The sequence below is a fragment of the Mesorhizobium sp. M8A.F.Ca.ET.165.01.1.1 genome, from assembly GCF_004792065.1.
GTDB lineage: Bacteria > Pseudomonadota > Alphaproteobacteria > Rhizobiales > Rhizobiaceae > Mesorhizobium.
Genome location: NZ_SRTH01000006.1, coordinates 84,568 through 98,924, shown reverse-complemented (window position 1 = coordinate 98,924; position 14,357 = coordinate 84,568). Strand labels below are relative to the sequence as shown.

The 14,357-nt window shown below is 64.2% G+C and carries 17 protein-coding genes; 2 read left to right on the top strand and 15 right to left on the bottom strand.

The features are described 5' to 3' along the window. Positions 1-111: 111 nt before the first annotated feature. Positions 112-468, bottom strand: coding sequence for a YciI family protein (locus EN808_RS18365; RefSeq protein WP_127276761.1), 357 nt, complete (start codon positions 466-468; stop codon positions 112-114). Further along, a complete protein-coding gene (locus tag EN808_RS18360) occupies positions 465-692 on the bottom strand; it encodes a hypothetical protein (protein WP_127872836.1) in 228 nt (75 codons plus the stop codon). Before EN808_RS18360 ends, EN808_RS18365 begins: the two co-directional genes overlap by 4 nt. Before the next feature lie 216 nt (positions 693-908). Between EN808_RS18360 and EN808_RS18355 the strand changes: the two genes are divergently transcribed. Next, complete coding sequence (locus EN808_RS18355) at positions 909-1,334, top strand: OsmC family protein (protein WP_135863403.1); 426 nt, start codon at positions 909-911, stop codon at positions 1,332-1,334. 67 nt (positions 1,335-1,401) lie between these two features. Here the strand turns inward: EN808_RS18355 and EN808_RS18350 are convergent, their stop codons facing one another. From EN808_RS18350 to EN808_RS18315, 7 genes are all read right to left on the bottom strand, one after another. Beyond that, positions 1,402-2,028 (bottom strand): DUF480 domain-containing protein, encoded by a 627-nt coding sequence (locus EN808_RS18350; protein WP_127276769.1) that lies wholly within the window; start codon positions 2,026-2,028, stop codon positions 1,402-1,404. A 228-nt stretch (positions 2,029-2,256) separates the two neighbouring features. Then, complete coding sequence (locus EN808_RS18340) at positions 2,257-3,036, bottom strand: succinate dehydrogenase iron-sulfur subunit (RefSeq protein WP_127276771.1); 780 nt, start codon at positions 3,034-3,036, stop codon at positions 2,257-2,259. Next, positions 3,036-3,470 carry a DUF3052 domain-containing protein gene (locus EN808_RS18335; protein WP_127872833.1) on the bottom strand — a complete coding sequence of 145 codons (435 nt, stop codon included), beginning with the start codon at positions 3,468-3,470 and terminating at the stop codon, positions 3,036-3,038. Before EN808_RS18335 ends, EN808_RS18340 begins: the two co-directional genes overlap by 1 nt. A gap of 2 nt (positions 3,471-3,472) precedes the next feature. Next, the gene (gene sdhA, locus EN808_RS18330; protein ID WP_135916575.1) at positions 3,473-5,308 is read right to left on the bottom strand and encodes a succinate dehydrogenase flavoprotein subunit; all 1,836 of its coding nucleotides are present in this window, start codon (positions 5,306-5,308) and stop codon (positions 3,473-3,475) included. Positions 5,309-5,312: 4 nt separating this feature from the next. After that, complete coding sequence (gene sdhD / locus EN808_RS18325) at positions 5,313-5,708, bottom strand: succinate dehydrogenase, hydrophobic membrane anchor protein (RefSeq protein ID WP_135916574.1); 396 nt, start codon at positions 5,706-5,708, stop codon at positions 5,313-5,315. A 2-nt stretch (positions 5,709-5,710) separates the two neighbouring features. After that, complete coding sequence (sdhC, locus tag EN808_RS18320; RefSeq protein ID WP_127276780.1) at positions 5,711-6,124, bottom strand: succinate dehydrogenase, cytochrome b556 subunit; 414 nt, start codon at positions 6,122-6,124, stop codon at positions 5,711-5,713. A 256-nt stretch (positions 6,125-6,380) separates the two neighbouring features. Beyond that, the gene (locus EN808_RS18315) at positions 6,381-6,806 is read right to left on the bottom strand and encodes a hypothetical protein (RefSeq protein ID WP_135863414.1); all 426 of its coding nucleotides are present in this window, start codon (positions 6,804-6,806) and stop codon (positions 6,381-6,383) included. Positions 6,807-7,077: 271 nt separating this feature from the next. Here EN808_RS18315 and EN808_RS18310 point away from each other — a divergent pair, with 271 nt between their 5' ends. Further along, complete coding sequence (locus tag EN808_RS18310) at positions 7,078-7,440, top strand: hypothetical protein (RefSeq protein WP_127872906.1); 363 nt, start codon at positions 7,078-7,080, stop codon at positions 7,438-7,440. Here EN808_RS18310 and EN808_RS18305 read toward each other — a convergent pair. From EN808_RS18305 to EN808_RS18275, 6 genes are all read right to left on the bottom strand, one after another. Then, positions 7,424-8,641, bottom strand: coding sequence for a GGDEF domain-containing protein (locus EN808_RS18305; RefSeq protein WP_135863416.1), 1,218 nt, complete (start codon positions 8,639-8,641; stop codon positions 7,424-7,426). The genes EN808_RS18310 and EN808_RS18305 overlap by 17 nt on opposite strands. Positions 8,642-8,716: 75 nt before the next feature. After that, complete coding sequence (locus EN808_RS18300) at positions 8,717-9,913, bottom strand: GGDEF domain-containing protein (RefSeq protein WP_135883207.1); 1,197 nt, start codon at positions 9,911-9,913, stop codon at positions 8,717-8,719. A 157-nt stretch (positions 9,914-10,070) separates the two neighbouring features. Further along, complete coding sequence (gene leuC, locus EN808_RS18295) at positions 10,071-11,480, bottom strand: 3-isopropylmalate dehydratase large subunit (RefSeq protein WP_135863418.1); 1,410 nt, start codon at positions 11,478-11,480, stop codon at positions 10,071-10,073. A 400-nt stretch (positions 11,481-11,880) separates the two neighbouring features. Next, positions 11,881-12,516, bottom strand: coding sequence for a class I SAM-dependent methyltransferase (locus EN808_RS18285; RefSeq protein WP_135916573.1), 636 nt, complete (start codon positions 12,514-12,516; stop codon positions 11,881-11,883). A gap of 55 nt (positions 12,517-12,571) precedes the next feature. Beyond that, on the bottom strand, positions 12,572-13,381 hold the full coding sequence (locus tag EN808_RS18280; protein ID WP_127276792.1) for an amino acid ABC transporter permease: 810 nt from the start codon (positions 13,379-13,381) through the stop codon (positions 12,572-12,574). A gap of 75 nt (positions 13,382-13,456) precedes the next feature. Next, the gene (locus EN808_RS18275) at positions 13,457-14,254 is read right to left on the bottom strand and encodes a transporter substrate-binding domain-containing protein (protein ID WP_127276794.1); all 798 of its coding nucleotides are present in this window, start codon (positions 14,252-14,254) and stop codon (positions 13,457-13,459) included. Positions 14,255-14,357: the final 103 nt, after the last annotated feature.

Below are 14,357 nucleotides of genomic sequence, written 5' to 3'. Positions count from 1 at the left end.
CGCGTTGCTTCAACACGCAAGAGTTGCCTCTAACGAAGAAAAAACAATTCGTGGCTGGTGAAGCTTAGGCGGGTAAACAAGCCGGTTCGCGCCATCGAAGCCGGGGGCCGCCTATGACCCCGGTATGTCGTAGACGGCCCGAACCTCGATCGTGCCGATTTCGGCCAGCGGAATGCCGGCGGCAATGTCCAGCGCCTCGTCGAGATTTTCGGCCTCGACCATGACGAAGCCAAGCAACTGCTCCTTGGTTTCGGCGAAGGGCCCATCGATGATCAACCGCTTGCCCGTGCGACGGCGCACGGTCTTGGCTGTCGTCACCGATTGCAGTGCCTGCGCGACGATCAGCTTGCCTTGTTGATCCAATGACCTGTCGTAGGCCAGCGAGTCGGCGTCGAGTTTGGCCGACCTTTCGGCGGTAAGTGCATAAAGATCTTTTTCCTCACCATAGACCAGACAGACATATTTCATTTCAAGCTCCCTTCCTGCGCCAAACCATAGGATGCGGCGACAACCATGTCAGCCTTGCGGTCGACCGCCGCCGCATGATCGAGAAGGCATGCCGCGACCACAATGATGGCAACAGCGGCCAGCAGCCTGCCGAAGCCGGACGCCGGCGGGTCCAGCCAGAAGTCTTCCTCTCGCTCAGGCCCGCGGCCCGGCCTCTTCCACAGCGCGAAAAACAGATTGTCCATGTGAACCTCCATCCGGCCACAATTCCCGTGGCCGCCCGCAGGACGGTCGGCCCGGATGGAAGCCGACATTTTTGCATGCATATTTTTTCCCGGAAGAAGGGGGCCGTCATCGCGCCGTGGTGCAAACAGCGCAGTGGTCTTCGCGCACGCCCGCGCTATAGTTGGCCTGACGCTGGCTCACCCACGACAAAGTTCACGACAACCCAGGAGGACTCCATGGACCGCACCGCAAACGCCGTCTGGAAAGGCAATCTGAAAGAAGGCAAGGGCACGCTCGACACGCAGAGCGGAACCCTGAAGGGTACGCCCTATTCGTTCAAGGCGCGCTTCGAGGACGAAAGCGGCAAATCCGGCACCAATCCGGAAGAGTTGATCGCCGCCGCCCATGCCGGCTGCTACGCCATGCAGCTCTCGCATTTCCTGGCCGAGAACGGCACGCCGGCGGAAGAACTCGACGCCAAGGCCGTGGTGACGCTGGTTCCCGGCACCGGCATCACCGGCAGCGCGATCACGCTGGTCGGCAAGGTGCCCGGCATCGATGCGGCGAAGTTCAAGGAACTGGCCGAGAAGGCCAAGGCCGAATGCCCGGTCTCCAAGGCGCTCGGCGCGATCAAGGTTTCGCTCGACGCCAGGCTGGGCTGAGATTGCGGCATCCCGTGTGAAATCCGGCGCGCATGGTCGCGCCGGGCACGTTAATCAGAGAAGAGGGCTAAGCGCCCAGCGCATCAAGCCGCGCGCGTAGTGCCGCGACTTCCTGCTCCAGCGCCTCCAACCGCGCTTCCAGGTCGGAGGCAGGCATCGCCGTCACACTCCGTTGCGCCGATAGCGCTGCGACGTCCACCGGGCCGGCGAGCAGATGCACATAGCGGTCCTCGCGCTGGCCCGGCCCGCGCGGAATTTCCTGCACCAACGGCGGCCGGCGGCCGATCAGCATGTCGAGTTCTCCGCGCAGATCCTCGATCGACGAAAACCGTGCCATGCGCTCGGCTCGCGCCAGCAGTTCATGCGCCGTCTGCGGTCCGCGCAGCAAGAGCAGGCCAAGCAAGGCGGTCTGCGGCGTGGTCAGTGAAAAGCGCTGCGCCATCTGGTGCTCGTAGCGCTCGACGCGCGAGCCGAACATCTGCCGCACCAGCCCTTTCTGCTCAAGCAGCTTCAGCGCCCGGTGCACCTCTGTCTGTTCCAGCGCCATGACAGGCTCACGCGCCGTCTTCTGGTTGGCTGCGGCAAGTGCCGCATTGAGCGTCAGCGGATAGACGTCCGGCGTCAGCTCCTTCTTCTCGATCAGGCAGCCAAGCACGCGCGCTTCGACGGGAGAGAGGATGGGAAGGTCAGTCATTGGGCTGCTATCCTTTCTGACGCTCGCGGGACAGCGCCCCTCTCTGTCCTGCCGGACATCTCCCCCCATGGGGGGATCGGCAGCTTCGCCGACGGCGCCCGATCTTTCAACCTTGAGATTGGCCAAAGCCAGGATGACGGCCAATCTCCCCATCCGTGGGGGAGATGTCCGGCAGGACAAAGGGGGGCGCGAAGGATCGCTGCGTTGGAGATTGCCGCAAGCGAAGGCCTAAACCCGTCTCTCCACCATCATCTTCTTGATCTCGGCGATCGCCTTGGCGGGGTTCAGCCCCTTCGGGCAGGTCTGCGCGCAGTTCATGATGGTGTGGCAGCGGTAGAGCCGGAACGGGTCTTCGAGATTGTCGAGCCGTTCGCCCTTGGCCTCGTCGCGGCTGTCGATCAGCCAGCGATAGGCCTGCAGCAGCGTCGCCGGGCCGAGATAGCGGTCGCCGTTCCACCAGTAGCTCGGGCAGGACGTCGAGCAGCAGGCACACAGGATGCACTCGTAAAGCCCGTCGAGCTTCTCGCGGTCCTCATGGCTCTGCAGCCATTCCTTGGCTGGCGTCGGCGACACCGTCTTCAGCCACGGCTCGATCGAGGCGTGCTGGGCATAGAAATTGGTGAGGTCCGGCACCAGGTCCTTGACCACCTGCATATGCGGCAGCGGGTAGACCTTGACGGCGCCGGAAATGTCGTCACAGCCCTTGGTGCAGGCGAGCGTGTTCGAGCCGTCGATGTTCATGGCGCAGGAGCCGCAAATGCCTTCGCGGCAGGAGCGGCGCAAGGCCAGCGTCGGGTCGATCTTGTTCTTGATGTAGAGCAGCGCGTCGAGCACCATCGGCCCGCAATCGTCCATGTCGACGAAATAGGTGTCCATGCGCGGGTTCTCGTCATCATCCGGCGACCAGCGGTAGATGCGGTATTCGCGCAGGTTGGTCGCGCCTTCCGGCTTCGGCCAGGTCTTGCCCTGCTGGACCTTGGAATTCTTGGGAAGCGTGAGTTCGACCATTACCTCAGGTCCTTTCGGATGACGAGCTTCAGCCCGGACCAGATTTCGTTCACGGCGGCGACCTTGACGTCGACAAGGTCGAGCTTGAGCGCTTCAGCGCGGACAACGCCCTCGGTGACGTCGGTGACCACCTTCGAGGCTTTCTTTGGCCAGGACACCCAGACCATGCCATCGCGCTTGATCGCCGCTTCGACGGCGCCGAGGCGATCCTCGATCTCGGCGCGCTGTCTGGTGAAGGCGTGGACAGCATCGTATTTCAGGGTTGCGCCCGAAATGTCGGACCATTCGGCCAGCCGGTCGACCTCGGCGAAATCAACGGCCCCTGTGAGGCTCTCGAGTTCCCTCGGCAGCGCGATGAAGGCGGCAATCATGCCGTCCTTCAGGCCGAGCTTGGCCGGAAGGGGCGTACCGGAATATCCCGCCGCCGTAGCCATTGTCAGTACACTCGCGCCTTCGGCGCGATCTTGGCGAGACTGATGCCGCCGTCCTTTTCGGCCACCAGCGGCTCGGTGTGCACCGGCCGGTAGGTCAGCGTGACATTGCCGTCCTCGCTCAGATGGGCAAGCGTGTGCTTGCGCCAGTTGGCATCGTCACGGGCGGAAAAATCTTCCCGCGCATGCGCGCCGCGGCTCTCCTTGCGCGCTTCGGCGCCATAGACGGTGGTGATGGCGTTGGCCATCAGGTTTTCCAGCTCCAGCGTCTCGACCAGGTCCGAATTCCAGATCATCGAGCGGTCGGTGACCCTGATGTCCTTGAGCTCGCCCCAGATCTCGGAAACGCGCTTGCAGCCTTTTTCGAGCGATTCCTGCGTGCGGAACACCGCAGCGTCCTCCTGCATGGCGCGCTGCATCTTCTCGCGCAGCACCGCCGTCGGCGTTGAGCCGTTGGCATGACGCAGCCTGTCGAAGCGGTCCATGATCTTCTCGACCGAGGCCGCGTTGGGCGAAGGGATGGGCGAATGGCGGTCGATCACCTCGCCGGCGCGGATCGCCGCGGCACGGCCGAAGACGACCAGATCGATCAGCGAATTCGAGCCCAGCCGGTTGGCGCCGTGCACGGATGCGCAGGCGGCCTCGCCGACCGCCATCAGGCCGGGCGAGACCCGGTCTGGATTTTCGGCGGTCGGGTTGAGCACCTCGCCCCAATAATTGGTCGGCACGCCGCCCATATTGTAATGCACCGTCGGCAGCACCGGGATCGGCTCCTTGGTCAGGTCGACGCCGGCGAAGATCTTGGCCGATTCCGAGATGCCCGGCAGCCGCTCATGCAGCACGGCCGGGTCGAGATGGTCGAGGTGCAGGAAGATGTGATCTTTCTTCGGCCCGACGCCGCGGCCTTCGCGGATCTCCATCGTCATGCAGCGTGAGACCACGTCGCGCGAGGCAAGGTCCTTGGCCGACGGCGCATAGCGCTCCATGAAGCGCTCACCCTCGGAATTGACGAGATAGCCGCCCTCGCCGCGCGCGCCCTCGGTGATCAGGCAGCCGGCGCCGTAGATGCCGGTCGGATGGAACTGCACGAACTCCATGTCCTGCAGCGCAAGCCCCGCGCGCGCCGCCATGCCGCCGCCGTCGCCGGTGCAGGTATGCGCCGAAGTGGCGGAGAAATAGGCGCGGCCATAGCCGCCGGTCGCCAGCACCACCATCTTGGCGGAGAACCGGTGGATGGTGCCGTCGTCGAGGTTCCAGGCCACCACGCCGGTGCAGGTGCCGTCCGGCTCCGTGATCAGGTCGAGCGCGAAATATTCGATGAAGAACTGCGCGTTGTTCTTCAGCGACTGGCCGTAGAGCGTGTGCAGCATGGCATGACCGGTACGGTCGGCGGCCGCGCAAGTGCGCTGCACCGGCGGCCCTTCGCCGAAATTCATCATCATGCCGCCGAAGGGCCGCTGGTAGATCTTGCCCTCTTCCGTGCGCGAGAACGGCACGCCGTAGTGCTCGAGCTCGTAGACTGCCGCAGGTGCCTCGCGCACCATGTATTCCTGCGCGTCGATGTCGCCCAGCCAGTCCGACCCCTTGACGGTGTCGAAGAGGTGCCACTGCCAGTTGTCCGGACCCATATTGGCGAGCGAGGCGGCGATGCCGCCTTGCGCGGCGACCGTATGCGAGCGCGTCGGGAACACTTTGGTGATGCAGGCCGTGCGCAGGCCCTGTTCGGCCATGCCGAGCGTGGCGCGCAGGCCAGCGCCTCCGGCGCCGACGATGACCACGTCGAACTTGTGGTCGACAAAGGTGTAGCCTGCCGTGTTGGCTGATTTCGTGTCCTGGGCCAAGACTTCAGCCTCCGAATGCCAGTTTGAGCAGGGCGAAGAGCGAAGCGACGCCGACCGCTATCGAAAAGAAGGCGTTGAGTGCGATCAGCGCGAGCTTCATGCCCTCGCCATGCAGATAGTCCTCGATGATCACCTGCATGCCGAGCCGCATATGATAGAGCCCGGAGATGAGCATCAGCGCCAGCACCAGGGCCACGAAGGGATTGGCGAGCGTCGCGCGCACTTCCGCGTAGCCATGACCATTGACCGCGATGAGGAAGCCGACGAAGAACAGCGTCAGCGGGATGTTGGCGATGGCCGTCAGCCGCTGGCGCCAGAAATGCCCGGTGCCTTCGCGGGCCGAGCCCAGGCCGCGGACCTTGCCCAGCGGCGTACGCATGTCGGTCTTTCCGGTGCTCATGGTCAGGCCCCCCGCGCCATATAGCCGGCGATCCAGATCAGGAGTGTGAGCAGGACCGAGCCGGCAAGCGTCGCCCAGGCGATCTTCGAGGCCGTGTGTTTTTCCAGGCCGGCGCCGGTGTCCCAGACCAGATGGCGGACACCACCCAGCATGTGATGCATCAGCGCCCAGGTGTAGCCGAACAGGATGAGCCGGCCGAGCCAGGTGCCGAAAGCCCAGTTCACCCAGTCGAACGTGGCTTGCGAACTCGCCGCCGCCATCAGCCAGACGGCGACCAGCAGCGTGCCGAAATAGAGCGCGCCACCCGTGATGCGATGGATGATCGACATCGTCATGGTGATCGGCGGCCGGTAGACCGTCAGGTGCGGCGAAAGCGGCCTTTCGCGTCTGGCTTGGGTGGCTGGTGATTTGCTCATGGCTGCCCCAGTTCGGCGTCTCCCGCCTCAGGTGGAAATGCGGCATTGCCGCTTCCGGTTGCGACTTCGGACAGCCGGTTTCTAATGCTCTTTTTGCACCGCGTCAAAGCCAGAAAACCGTTTCGAAAACGTAATTTAGTCTGACTAAAAGGTCGGATGCGGCTTCAATCGATTAGCGGCCGGACACCCGAAGCCGGCTCGATATCGCTGCAGTGCAGCATGTCTGGCCCGGGGCGCTGCCGTGTCGGGATTTGCGTCAGCGGGTGCAGGTCTGCGGCGTCGACCCTCTCTTCATCACCAGCGCCTCGCGTCCGTCGATCACGATTGCGTCATGCGTCACCGCCTGGTAGCGGCTGCTCTGGTTGGCCGGCGACGCCGCGAACTCCTCGGTGGCGCCTTCCTGCCCCACCACACGCAGCGACGTGCCGAAATTCTGGATGGTGATCATGCCGCCATTGCCGCATCTATAGGTGGCCGTGCCCGTGGTGAAGCGTGGCGCCGTGAGGTCCGTGGTGATCTTGGTCGCCGGCGGCGCGGGCTGTTGCTGGGTGGGGGCGGCAGGCGCCACCACGGGTGTCACCGTGCTCGCTGCCTTGGGCGCGCCGTCTTGCGGCACACAGGCACCGGCCGCGAGAAGCAGCGGAATAACGAACGACACCCGAACCGTTCGGCCAAACATCATGTGCTGCCCCTCTCATGCCCGGGCACGCTAGCCACGCGGCGCGCCGAGATCAAGTTCACCCGGGATTCCAGCGGGCCACGCCGGCCGGCCGTGGATATCGGCGGCAACTCGAACGCGACGCCTATAAATTAACCATGTTCATTAAGAAACGGCCACGGAACCGCTCCGCCCCTTAACAAAGGTTAAGAAAGGGTTAATTTCCGATTCGGACCAGATCGGGGCGCGATCTCTCTCGCGCCGACAAAGGGAGAGCGACATGCGTTCCAAATCAGTGCGGGCCAAATCAGTACGGACAAGCCTCGCGGCCGTCACGCTGACGGCACTTGCGGTTGCGGTGGCCGCGCCGGCCGAGGCCGGCTTGCGCCACCATGACCGCGTCTACGCCGATTCGTTCGGCAATCTCGTCATCGACAGCGCCGCTGGCTACAAGCGCATCATCGTCGGCGAAGGCAAGCTGGCCAAGCAGCTGTCCGACTACACCAGCGCCGGCCAGCCCAAGGTGATCTACCAGAACGAATCCGACGACATATCGGGCGACGGCGACTGCTATCGCCCGCCGGTGTTCGTCAAGGGCCGCTCCTATATGTACGGCCTTTCCGATGGCGAGATGCCGCAGCTCAGCCCCTGCCGCTGAAACGGGCCTGGCCGATTTTTACAACGGCCAGCCCATCGGCCGGCCCGGTGGAGACACGCACGCAGTCGCGCCCGGCATTCTTTGCCAGATAGAGCGCTTCATCCGCACGCCGCATCAGGTCGGAGAAACCCTCGCCGATGTGAAGCTCGGCAATGCCGAAGCTCGACGTGCAGCGGCTGTCGGCCGGCAGCCCGCTGATGGGCAACGCGCCGAATGCGTGGCGGGTGCCTTCCGCGAACAGCCGGGCGGTTGCAAGATTGGCGCCTGACAGGATAACGGCAAACTCCTCGCCACCGATGCGGCCAACCACGTGATGGCTCTCGGCCGCTTCTCGCAGCAGGCCGGCGAAGGTCTCGATCACCCGATCGCCGGAGGCATGGCCGAAACTGTCGTTGATGGTCTTGAAATGATCGAGATCGGCAATGACCATCGCCACCGGCATGCCCGAACGCGTGGCGTCGTGCACGGCCAGCTCCGCCTGACGCGTGAAGCCGCCACGGTTGAGCAGGCCCGACAGCGTGTCCATCTCTGACTTCGATGTCACTTCGGCGAGTATGTCGCGGACCAGGATGGCCAGAATGAGCAGCGCCAGCGCCAGCCCGAAGACCGTGCCGAGCGACTGCGACACCAGCGCGTAGCTGCTTTGCAGATAGGCCTGCGGATTGGCGCCCCAGCCGCCCAGCGCATGCGCGATGAAAGGCTTTGAGGCAAACTGCAGGCCGCTGGCGGCAAGCACCGCCATCAGGATCAGATCGAGCCGGCCACGGCTTTGCCGCGACGACCAGACGATGCCAAGGCCGACGAACTGCATGACTGCGTAGGGAAGCTGGTAGGCCATCATGCGAGTGAGCGACTGGCGCGGCAGATCCTGCACGAAATAGACCGCGATGGTGGCGGCGGCCAGGAAGAACAGCATCGGCGTCCATGGCGGCGCCACGCCATATTTTCGCGCAAGCCCGCCATTGAAGGCAATGGTGGCGCCAAGGAAGACGGCGAAGGCGGCAGCCACCGGAAGCCGCGCGTCGCTGAAGGCGGGAATGCTGAATTCGATGGCAAAGTAGGCCATGCCCAGGACATAGCCTGACGCCAGCCAGCGCGCCGGGGCGCGGCCGGCATCATGGAACGAGACCGCCATGAAGGATGCCGCCAGCAGGCCGGCAACCGACAGGTTGATCAACAGGATGAAGTTGGCGCCGTTCATAGATCCTCAAACCCCCGCCGACAGCTAAACATCGACGGGCGAAAAAGACGTTAACGCGAAGCGCGGAGGTGGTGGTCAGCAGGCCTTGACCGGCTCCGGCACGAACACCGTCTCCGGTCGCTCGTAGGAAAGGCGCACGCTGTCGCGACCGTTTTTCTTGGCCTTGTAAAGCGCCTCGTCGGCCCGGCGCATCAAGGGTTCCAGCGTCTCGTCGCCGCTGCGGGCCGCCACGCCGAAACTGGCGGTGACCTTGGTGCCGGCGGGAAGCCCGTCGACGCCGCCGGCCGAATAGACCGTGCGCACCGCTTCGGCGAACAGCCGCGCGGCGGCGAGATCGGTCAGCGGCAGGAGCACGGCGAACTCCTCCCCGCCGATACGGCCCGCGGCACCTCGTGCTCCCGTGGCCGAGCGCAGTTTGGCGGCGAAGTCCGCGATCACCCGGTCGCCGGCGGCGTGCCCGTGCACGTCGTTGAGGGCCTTGAAATGGTCGAGGTCGGCCAGCACCAGCGCCACCGGGAATTTGGCCACGGCGCAACGCTGCAGCAGCATGGCCGCGCGCTCCCCGAAACCTCGGCGGTTGAGCAGCCCCGAAAGCGGATCGGTATGGGTTTCCGTCTTTAGTGCCTTCATCACGTCGAGCGCGGCGGCGGTGAAGAGGCAAAGCGCGATCAGCAGCGACAGCAGCGCGTGCGACAACAGCGCCGTCGTCCAATAGGACGAGCCGTAGAAGCCGTCATAACTGGCGAAGGGCCCGTGCGCGATGACCACCACCAGGGTGCGTACGAAGAAGTTGACGCTGGACAGCAGCGACAACACGAACAGGATCATTTCTGTCGGGCCATTGTTGCGCACCGGGCGCAGTTCGGCGGCGACGAGCAGGCTGACGCCACCGAAACCGAAATTCATCGCCAGGATGCGCCAGGTGAGATCCGGCGTGACGAACAGGAACCACGCGAAGGCCGCAAGGCCGCCGCCCGCCAGAACGGCGATTCCCACTGCGGGCACCTTCCTGCCATAGCGGGCAATGATGGCGCCGGACAGGCAGCAGGCGGCGATGGAGAAGCAGATGTTCGACACCAGCTTGGTCAGCACCACGCCAATGGGCAAGGTGAAATACTGGAACAGGAATCCCGGCGCCGACACGCAGTAGCTGAGCGCCAGCACCGCCAGGTAGGGACGATGGCGCTGATAGAACCACAGGACGAGGAACGCCGCGCCGAGCGCCAGCGCGATCGTCGGATTGAGCAGCGCTATCAATAGGCCAGTGTCCAAAGGACCGTGACTTCCCTTCGTTTGACGTCGGGGAAGACCATAGGGGGCAAGCCCAAACAAGCGGTTAAGCGAAGGCGCATATGCGGCCGCGTGAATGAAGAAAGGCCCCGGACAGCGACGCGGTCCGGGGCCTGGAATGCGCTCGGGATCGGACGGCCTACTTCCAGTCGCGGATGTCGACGAAGTGGCCGGCGATCGCCGCCGCCGCCGCCATCGCCGGCGACACCAGATGGGTGCGGCCCTTGAAGCCCTGCCGGCCCTCGAAATTGCGGTTCGAGGTCGAGGCGCAGCGTTCATGCGGCTTCAGCCGGTCGTCGTTCATGGCAAGGCACATCGAGCAGCCCGGCTCGCGCCAGTCGAACCCGGCGGCGCGGAAGATCTTGTCGAGACCCTCGGCTTCCGCCTGCTCCTTGACCAGGCCGGAGCCCGGCACGATCATGGCATCGACATGCGGGCTGACCGTCTTGCCCTCGACCACCTTGGCGACGGCGCGGAGATCCTCGATGCGGCCATTGGTGCAGGAGCCGATGAAGACGCGGTCGAGCGTGATGTCGGTGATTTTCGTCCCTGGCGTCAGGCCCATATAGTCGAGCGCGCGCAGCTTGGAGGTGCGCTTGTTCTCGTCTGGAATGTCTTCCGGGTTGGGCACGATGCCTTGCACGGAGACGACGTCCTCGGGCGAGGAACCCCAGGAGACGATCGGCGGCAGCTTGGCCGCGTCGAGCACGATCACCTTGTCGAAATGCGCGCCTTCGTCGGTCCGCAGCGTCTTCCAGTATTCGAGCGCCGCGTCCCAGGCAGCGCCCTTGGGCGCGCGCGGCTTGTCCTTGACATAGGCGAAGGTGGTCTCGTCCGCCGCGATCAGGCCGGCGCGCGCACCGCCCTCGATCGACATGTTGCAGATCGTCATGCGGCCTTCCATCGACAGCGCACGGATCGCCTCGCCGGCATATTCGATGACGTAGCCGGTGCCGCCAGCGGTGCCGATCTCGCCGATGATGGCGAGGATGATGTCCTTGGCGGTGACGCCTTCAGGCAGCACGCCATCGACGCGCACAAGCATGTTCTTGGCCTTGCGCTGGATCAGCGTCTGCGTCGCCAGCACATGCTCGACCTCGGACGTGCCGATGCCATGCGCCAGCGCGCCGAAAGCACCATGGGTGGAGGTGTGGCTGTCGCCGCAGACGATGGTCATGCCGGGCAGCGTAAAGCCCTGCTCGGGGCCGATGATGTGGACGATGCCCTGGCGGATGTCGTTCTCCGAATAATACTCGACGCCGAAATCCCTGGCGTTCTTGGCCAGCGCCTCGACCTGGATGCGGCTTTCCTCGTTCTTGATGCCGAACTTGCGCTCGGGCGAAGTCGAGACATTGTGATCGACCACGGCCAGCGTCTTTTCCGGATGGCGGACTTTTCGGCCGCTCATGCGCAGGCCTTCAAAGGCCTGCGGGCTGGTCACTTCATGGACGAGGTGGCGGTCGATATAGAGCAGGCAGGTGCCGTCGTCCTGGCGGTCGACGACATGGTCGTCGAAAATCTTGTCGTAGAGGGTGCGCGGTGCGCTCATGTGCGTAAATCCGTCGATATGAGAATGGGAAAGAGCTGATGCCGCAAACCCGCGGCCGGCCGTCAGGATCAGCGAAGTCGGCTGGTCAGGGCGCCGGACACGCGCGCGGAAAAGCGCGACGGCAGGCGTTTTCTGTCCTGCAGCACGAATCCCTTGTAAGCCGGATCGCCAAAAAGCTCTTCCATGGCCGGGTAGATAGCAATGTTTTGGCTTTTCGGCAATTGCGGCGTGGGTCAGCGCTTCTTCCTTCTCCCCTTGTGGGAGAAGGTGTCGCCGCAGGCGACGGATGAGGGGTGTTCCAGCGGAGTGAGACGCTGGCTTTCCCCTGGAACACCCCTCATCCGTCTCGGCGCTATCGCGCCGATCCACCTTCCCCCACAAGGGGGGAAGGGAAGTCCGCTCAAAGCACCTCGAACACAAACGTCTTCACCAGAGCCTCCGGCTCGCCGATCGCATAGCAGCGGAACCACGGGCTTGCCTCGACCGCCCGCCATTTCCCTGCCTGCTCCAATTCGTCGAAGACAGCCTGAAAACCGCCGCTCTCGAACACCTGGTCGCGCACGGTGAAGATGGCGTGGCCGCCCTTCTTCGTGATGCGCACCAGTTCGTGCAGGCTCGATGCCGGCGCATGGCTGATTGTGAACACGCCGGTCGAGAAGAAGGCTCGGAAATGCCCATCCGGCCACGGCAGCGGTCCGCCCAGCATCGCCTGCTTCAGTTCGCTGTAGGCGTTGCGGCTGCCGGCGATCTTGAGCATGTCGTTCGAGAGATCCAGCCCGGCGATGTCGCCGTAGCCGAGCGCCTTCAACGAAGGTCCCGACAGGCCGGTGCCGCAGCCGGCGTCGAGCAGCGGCCCCTCGCCCGCCGGCACGTGGCGCGCCACCCAGGCGGTGATCAGGAACGGCAGGAGATAACCGAGCGAGGCGGTCTCGCTGTCATAGGTCGCCGCCCATGCGGCATAGGCCGGCGCCAGCGTTTCGGGCGTATCGGCGGTGTAGACCGAATCCAGCGCCGCATTGGCCTTGTCGATGTTCATGGGCAAGCTCCTCCTCCGGTCAGCAGCCGAGCCTAACGCTGTCCTTGCCGAAAAACTATTCCTCCTGCTGGCGGCGCAAACGCCGCTCCAGCGTCCTGAGCGCCAGCGAAAGGCCGACTGTGAGGATGAGGTAGATATAGGCCGTTATCGAATAGGTCTCGAAGAAGCGGAATGAGCCGGCCGCATAGACCTTGCCCATCTGGGTGATGTCGGCGACGCCGAGCACCGAGACCAGCGAGGAATCCTTGACCAGGGCGACGAAATCATTGCCGAGCGGCGGCAGGATGGTGCGGATCGCCTGGGGGAACACGACCAGCCGGAAGCGCTGCGCGCGACTCAGCCCCAAAGCCTTCGCCGCCTCTATCTGGCCTTTCTCGACCGACTGGATGCCGGCCCGGAAGACCTCCGAGATGAAGGCCGAATAGCCGATGGTCAGCGCCATGATGGCGCGCCACAGCAACGACACGTCGCGCACCAGAAGCTCGCCGAACAGGCCGGCATTCTGCAGCGGCGCGGTCAGCGCGTTCCAGGCCGCGACGGAGGCCGGCGCGCCGGCAAACGCGATCCAGAACAGCAGCACCAGGATCGGCACGCCACGGATGATCTCGACATAGAAGCGCGCGATCTGCCGCAGCCAGGTTGAAGCAGACAGGCCCATCAGCGCGATGCCGAGACCGATGACCGACGCCATGGCGAAGGCAACGACGGTGACGAAGACGGTGATGCCGATACCCTTGGCGACGGTGGCGAAGACCTGGGCGTAGAGATCGCTGGTGGCGATGAACAGCGCCGCCGCCAAGGCAAGGATGGCGGCGACGGCCAGCCACCAGGGGAATTCGGGTTTGGTGGTGGATGCGGATGGCATCAAAAGGCGCCGGAAAGGAAATCGCGCCGAGTCAGCGCAATTTCCTGCAAATCCACTGCGCGCACCAAGATGGGCTCACTGCCCCATCTTGTAATCAAGGAACCACTTCTTGTTCAGCGCATCCAGCGTGCCATCCGCCTTGAGCGCGGCGATCGCGGCGTTGACCGGCTTCACCAGGTCCGACCCCTTGGGGAAGATGAAGCCGAAATCCTCGGTGCCGAGCGGGCCGCCGATCAGCTTCAGCTTGCCCGCCGAAGCGTCGACATAGCCCTTGCCGGCGGTGCCGTCGGTCAGCACGACATCGACGTCGCCGGATTTCAGCGCCTGTACCGTGGCCCCGAACGTCTCGAACAGTTTGATGCGCGGGTTCTGCTCGTTGCCGTCGAGCACGCTGTAGACGGCGGTGTAGAACGGCGTCGTGCCTGCCTGCGCGCCGATCAGTCCGTCCTTGAAGGCGCCGAAGGTCTTGGCGTCGGTGAAGCGGCTTTCATCGCCGCGCACCAGCATGAACTGTTCCGAGCGCATGTAGGGATCGGAGAAATCCACCTTCTCCTTGCGGTCGTCCTTGATGGTGATGCCGGTCATGCCGATGTTGTACTGGTTGTCGGAAACCGCCTGGATCATCGCGTCCCAGGAGGTGTTCTGGTACTCGACCTTGAAATTGAGCCGCTTGGCGATCTCGTTCATCGCGTCATATTCCCAGCCGATCTGTTTGCCGGTCTTGGCATCGATGAACTGCAGCGGCGGATAGGCGTTTTCCGTCACCACCACCACCTTCTTGCCGCCGAGATCGGGCAGCGCCTGCGCGAAGGCGGCAACGGGCGCCAGGACCAGAGCCAACAGGCCGGCCAGCAGCAATTTTGATTTTGTCACGACACACCCCCGAAATGATTGGCCGCGCGATGCCGGCGCGGCAGGAAAATCCAGCGCCGACTTTAGCTTTCCGCAAGCGCCTTGCAAGACGGGTCCACTGCGA

Bases quoted from the DNA above. Each gene is read 5' to 3' on its own strand.
- EN808_RS18365 (WP_127276761.1), bottom strand. From the start codon at position 468: ATGAAATATGTCTGTCTGGTCTATGGTGAGGAAAAAGATCTTTATGCA.
- EN808_RS18360 (WP_127872836.1), bottom strand. From the start codon at position 692: ATGGACAATCTGTTTTTCGCGCTGTGGAAGAGGCCGGGCCGCGGGCCT.
- EN808_RS18355 (WP_135863403.1), top strand. From the start codon at position 909: ATGGACCGCACCGCAAACGCCGTCTGGAAAGGCAATCTGAAAGAAGGC.
- EN808_RS18350 (WP_127276769.1), bottom strand. From the start codon at position 2,028: ATGACTGACCTTCCCATCCTCTCTCCCGTCGAAGCGCGCGTGCTTGGC.
- EN808_RS18340 (WP_127276771.1), bottom strand. From the start codon at position 3,036: ATGGTCGAACTCACGCTTCCCAAGAATTCCAAGGTCCAGCAGGGCAAG.
- EN808_RS18335 (WP_127872833.1), bottom strand. From the start codon at position 3,470: ATGGCTACGGCGGCGGGATATTCCGGTACGCCCCTTCCGGCCAAGCTC.
- sdhD (WP_135916574.1), bottom strand. From the start codon at position 5,708: ATGAGCACCGGAAAGACCGACATGCGTACGCCGCTGGGCAAGGTCCGC.
- sdhC (WP_127276780.1), bottom strand. From the start codon at position 6,124: ATGAGCAAATCACCAGCCACCCAAGCCAGACGCGAAAGGCCGCTTTCG.
- EN808_RS18315 (WP_135863414.1), bottom strand. From the start codon at position 6,806: ATGATGTTTGGCCGAACGGTTCGGGTGTCGTTCGTTATTCCGCTGCTT.
- EN808_RS18305 (WP_135863416.1), bottom strand. From the start codon at position 8,641: ATGAACGGCGCCAACTTCATCCTGTTGATCAACCTGTCGGTTGCCGGC.
- leuC (WP_135863418.1), bottom strand. From the start codon at position 11,480: ATGAGCGCACCGCGCACCCTCTACGACAAGATTTTCGACGACCATGTC.
- EN808_RS18285 (WP_135916573.1), bottom strand. From the start codon at position 12,516: ATGAACATCGACAAGGCCAATGCGGCGCTGGATTCGGTCTACACCGCC.
- EN808_RS18280 (WP_127276792.1), bottom strand. From the start codon at position 13,381: ATGCCATCCGCATCCACCACCAAACCCGAATTCCCCTGGTGGCTGGCC.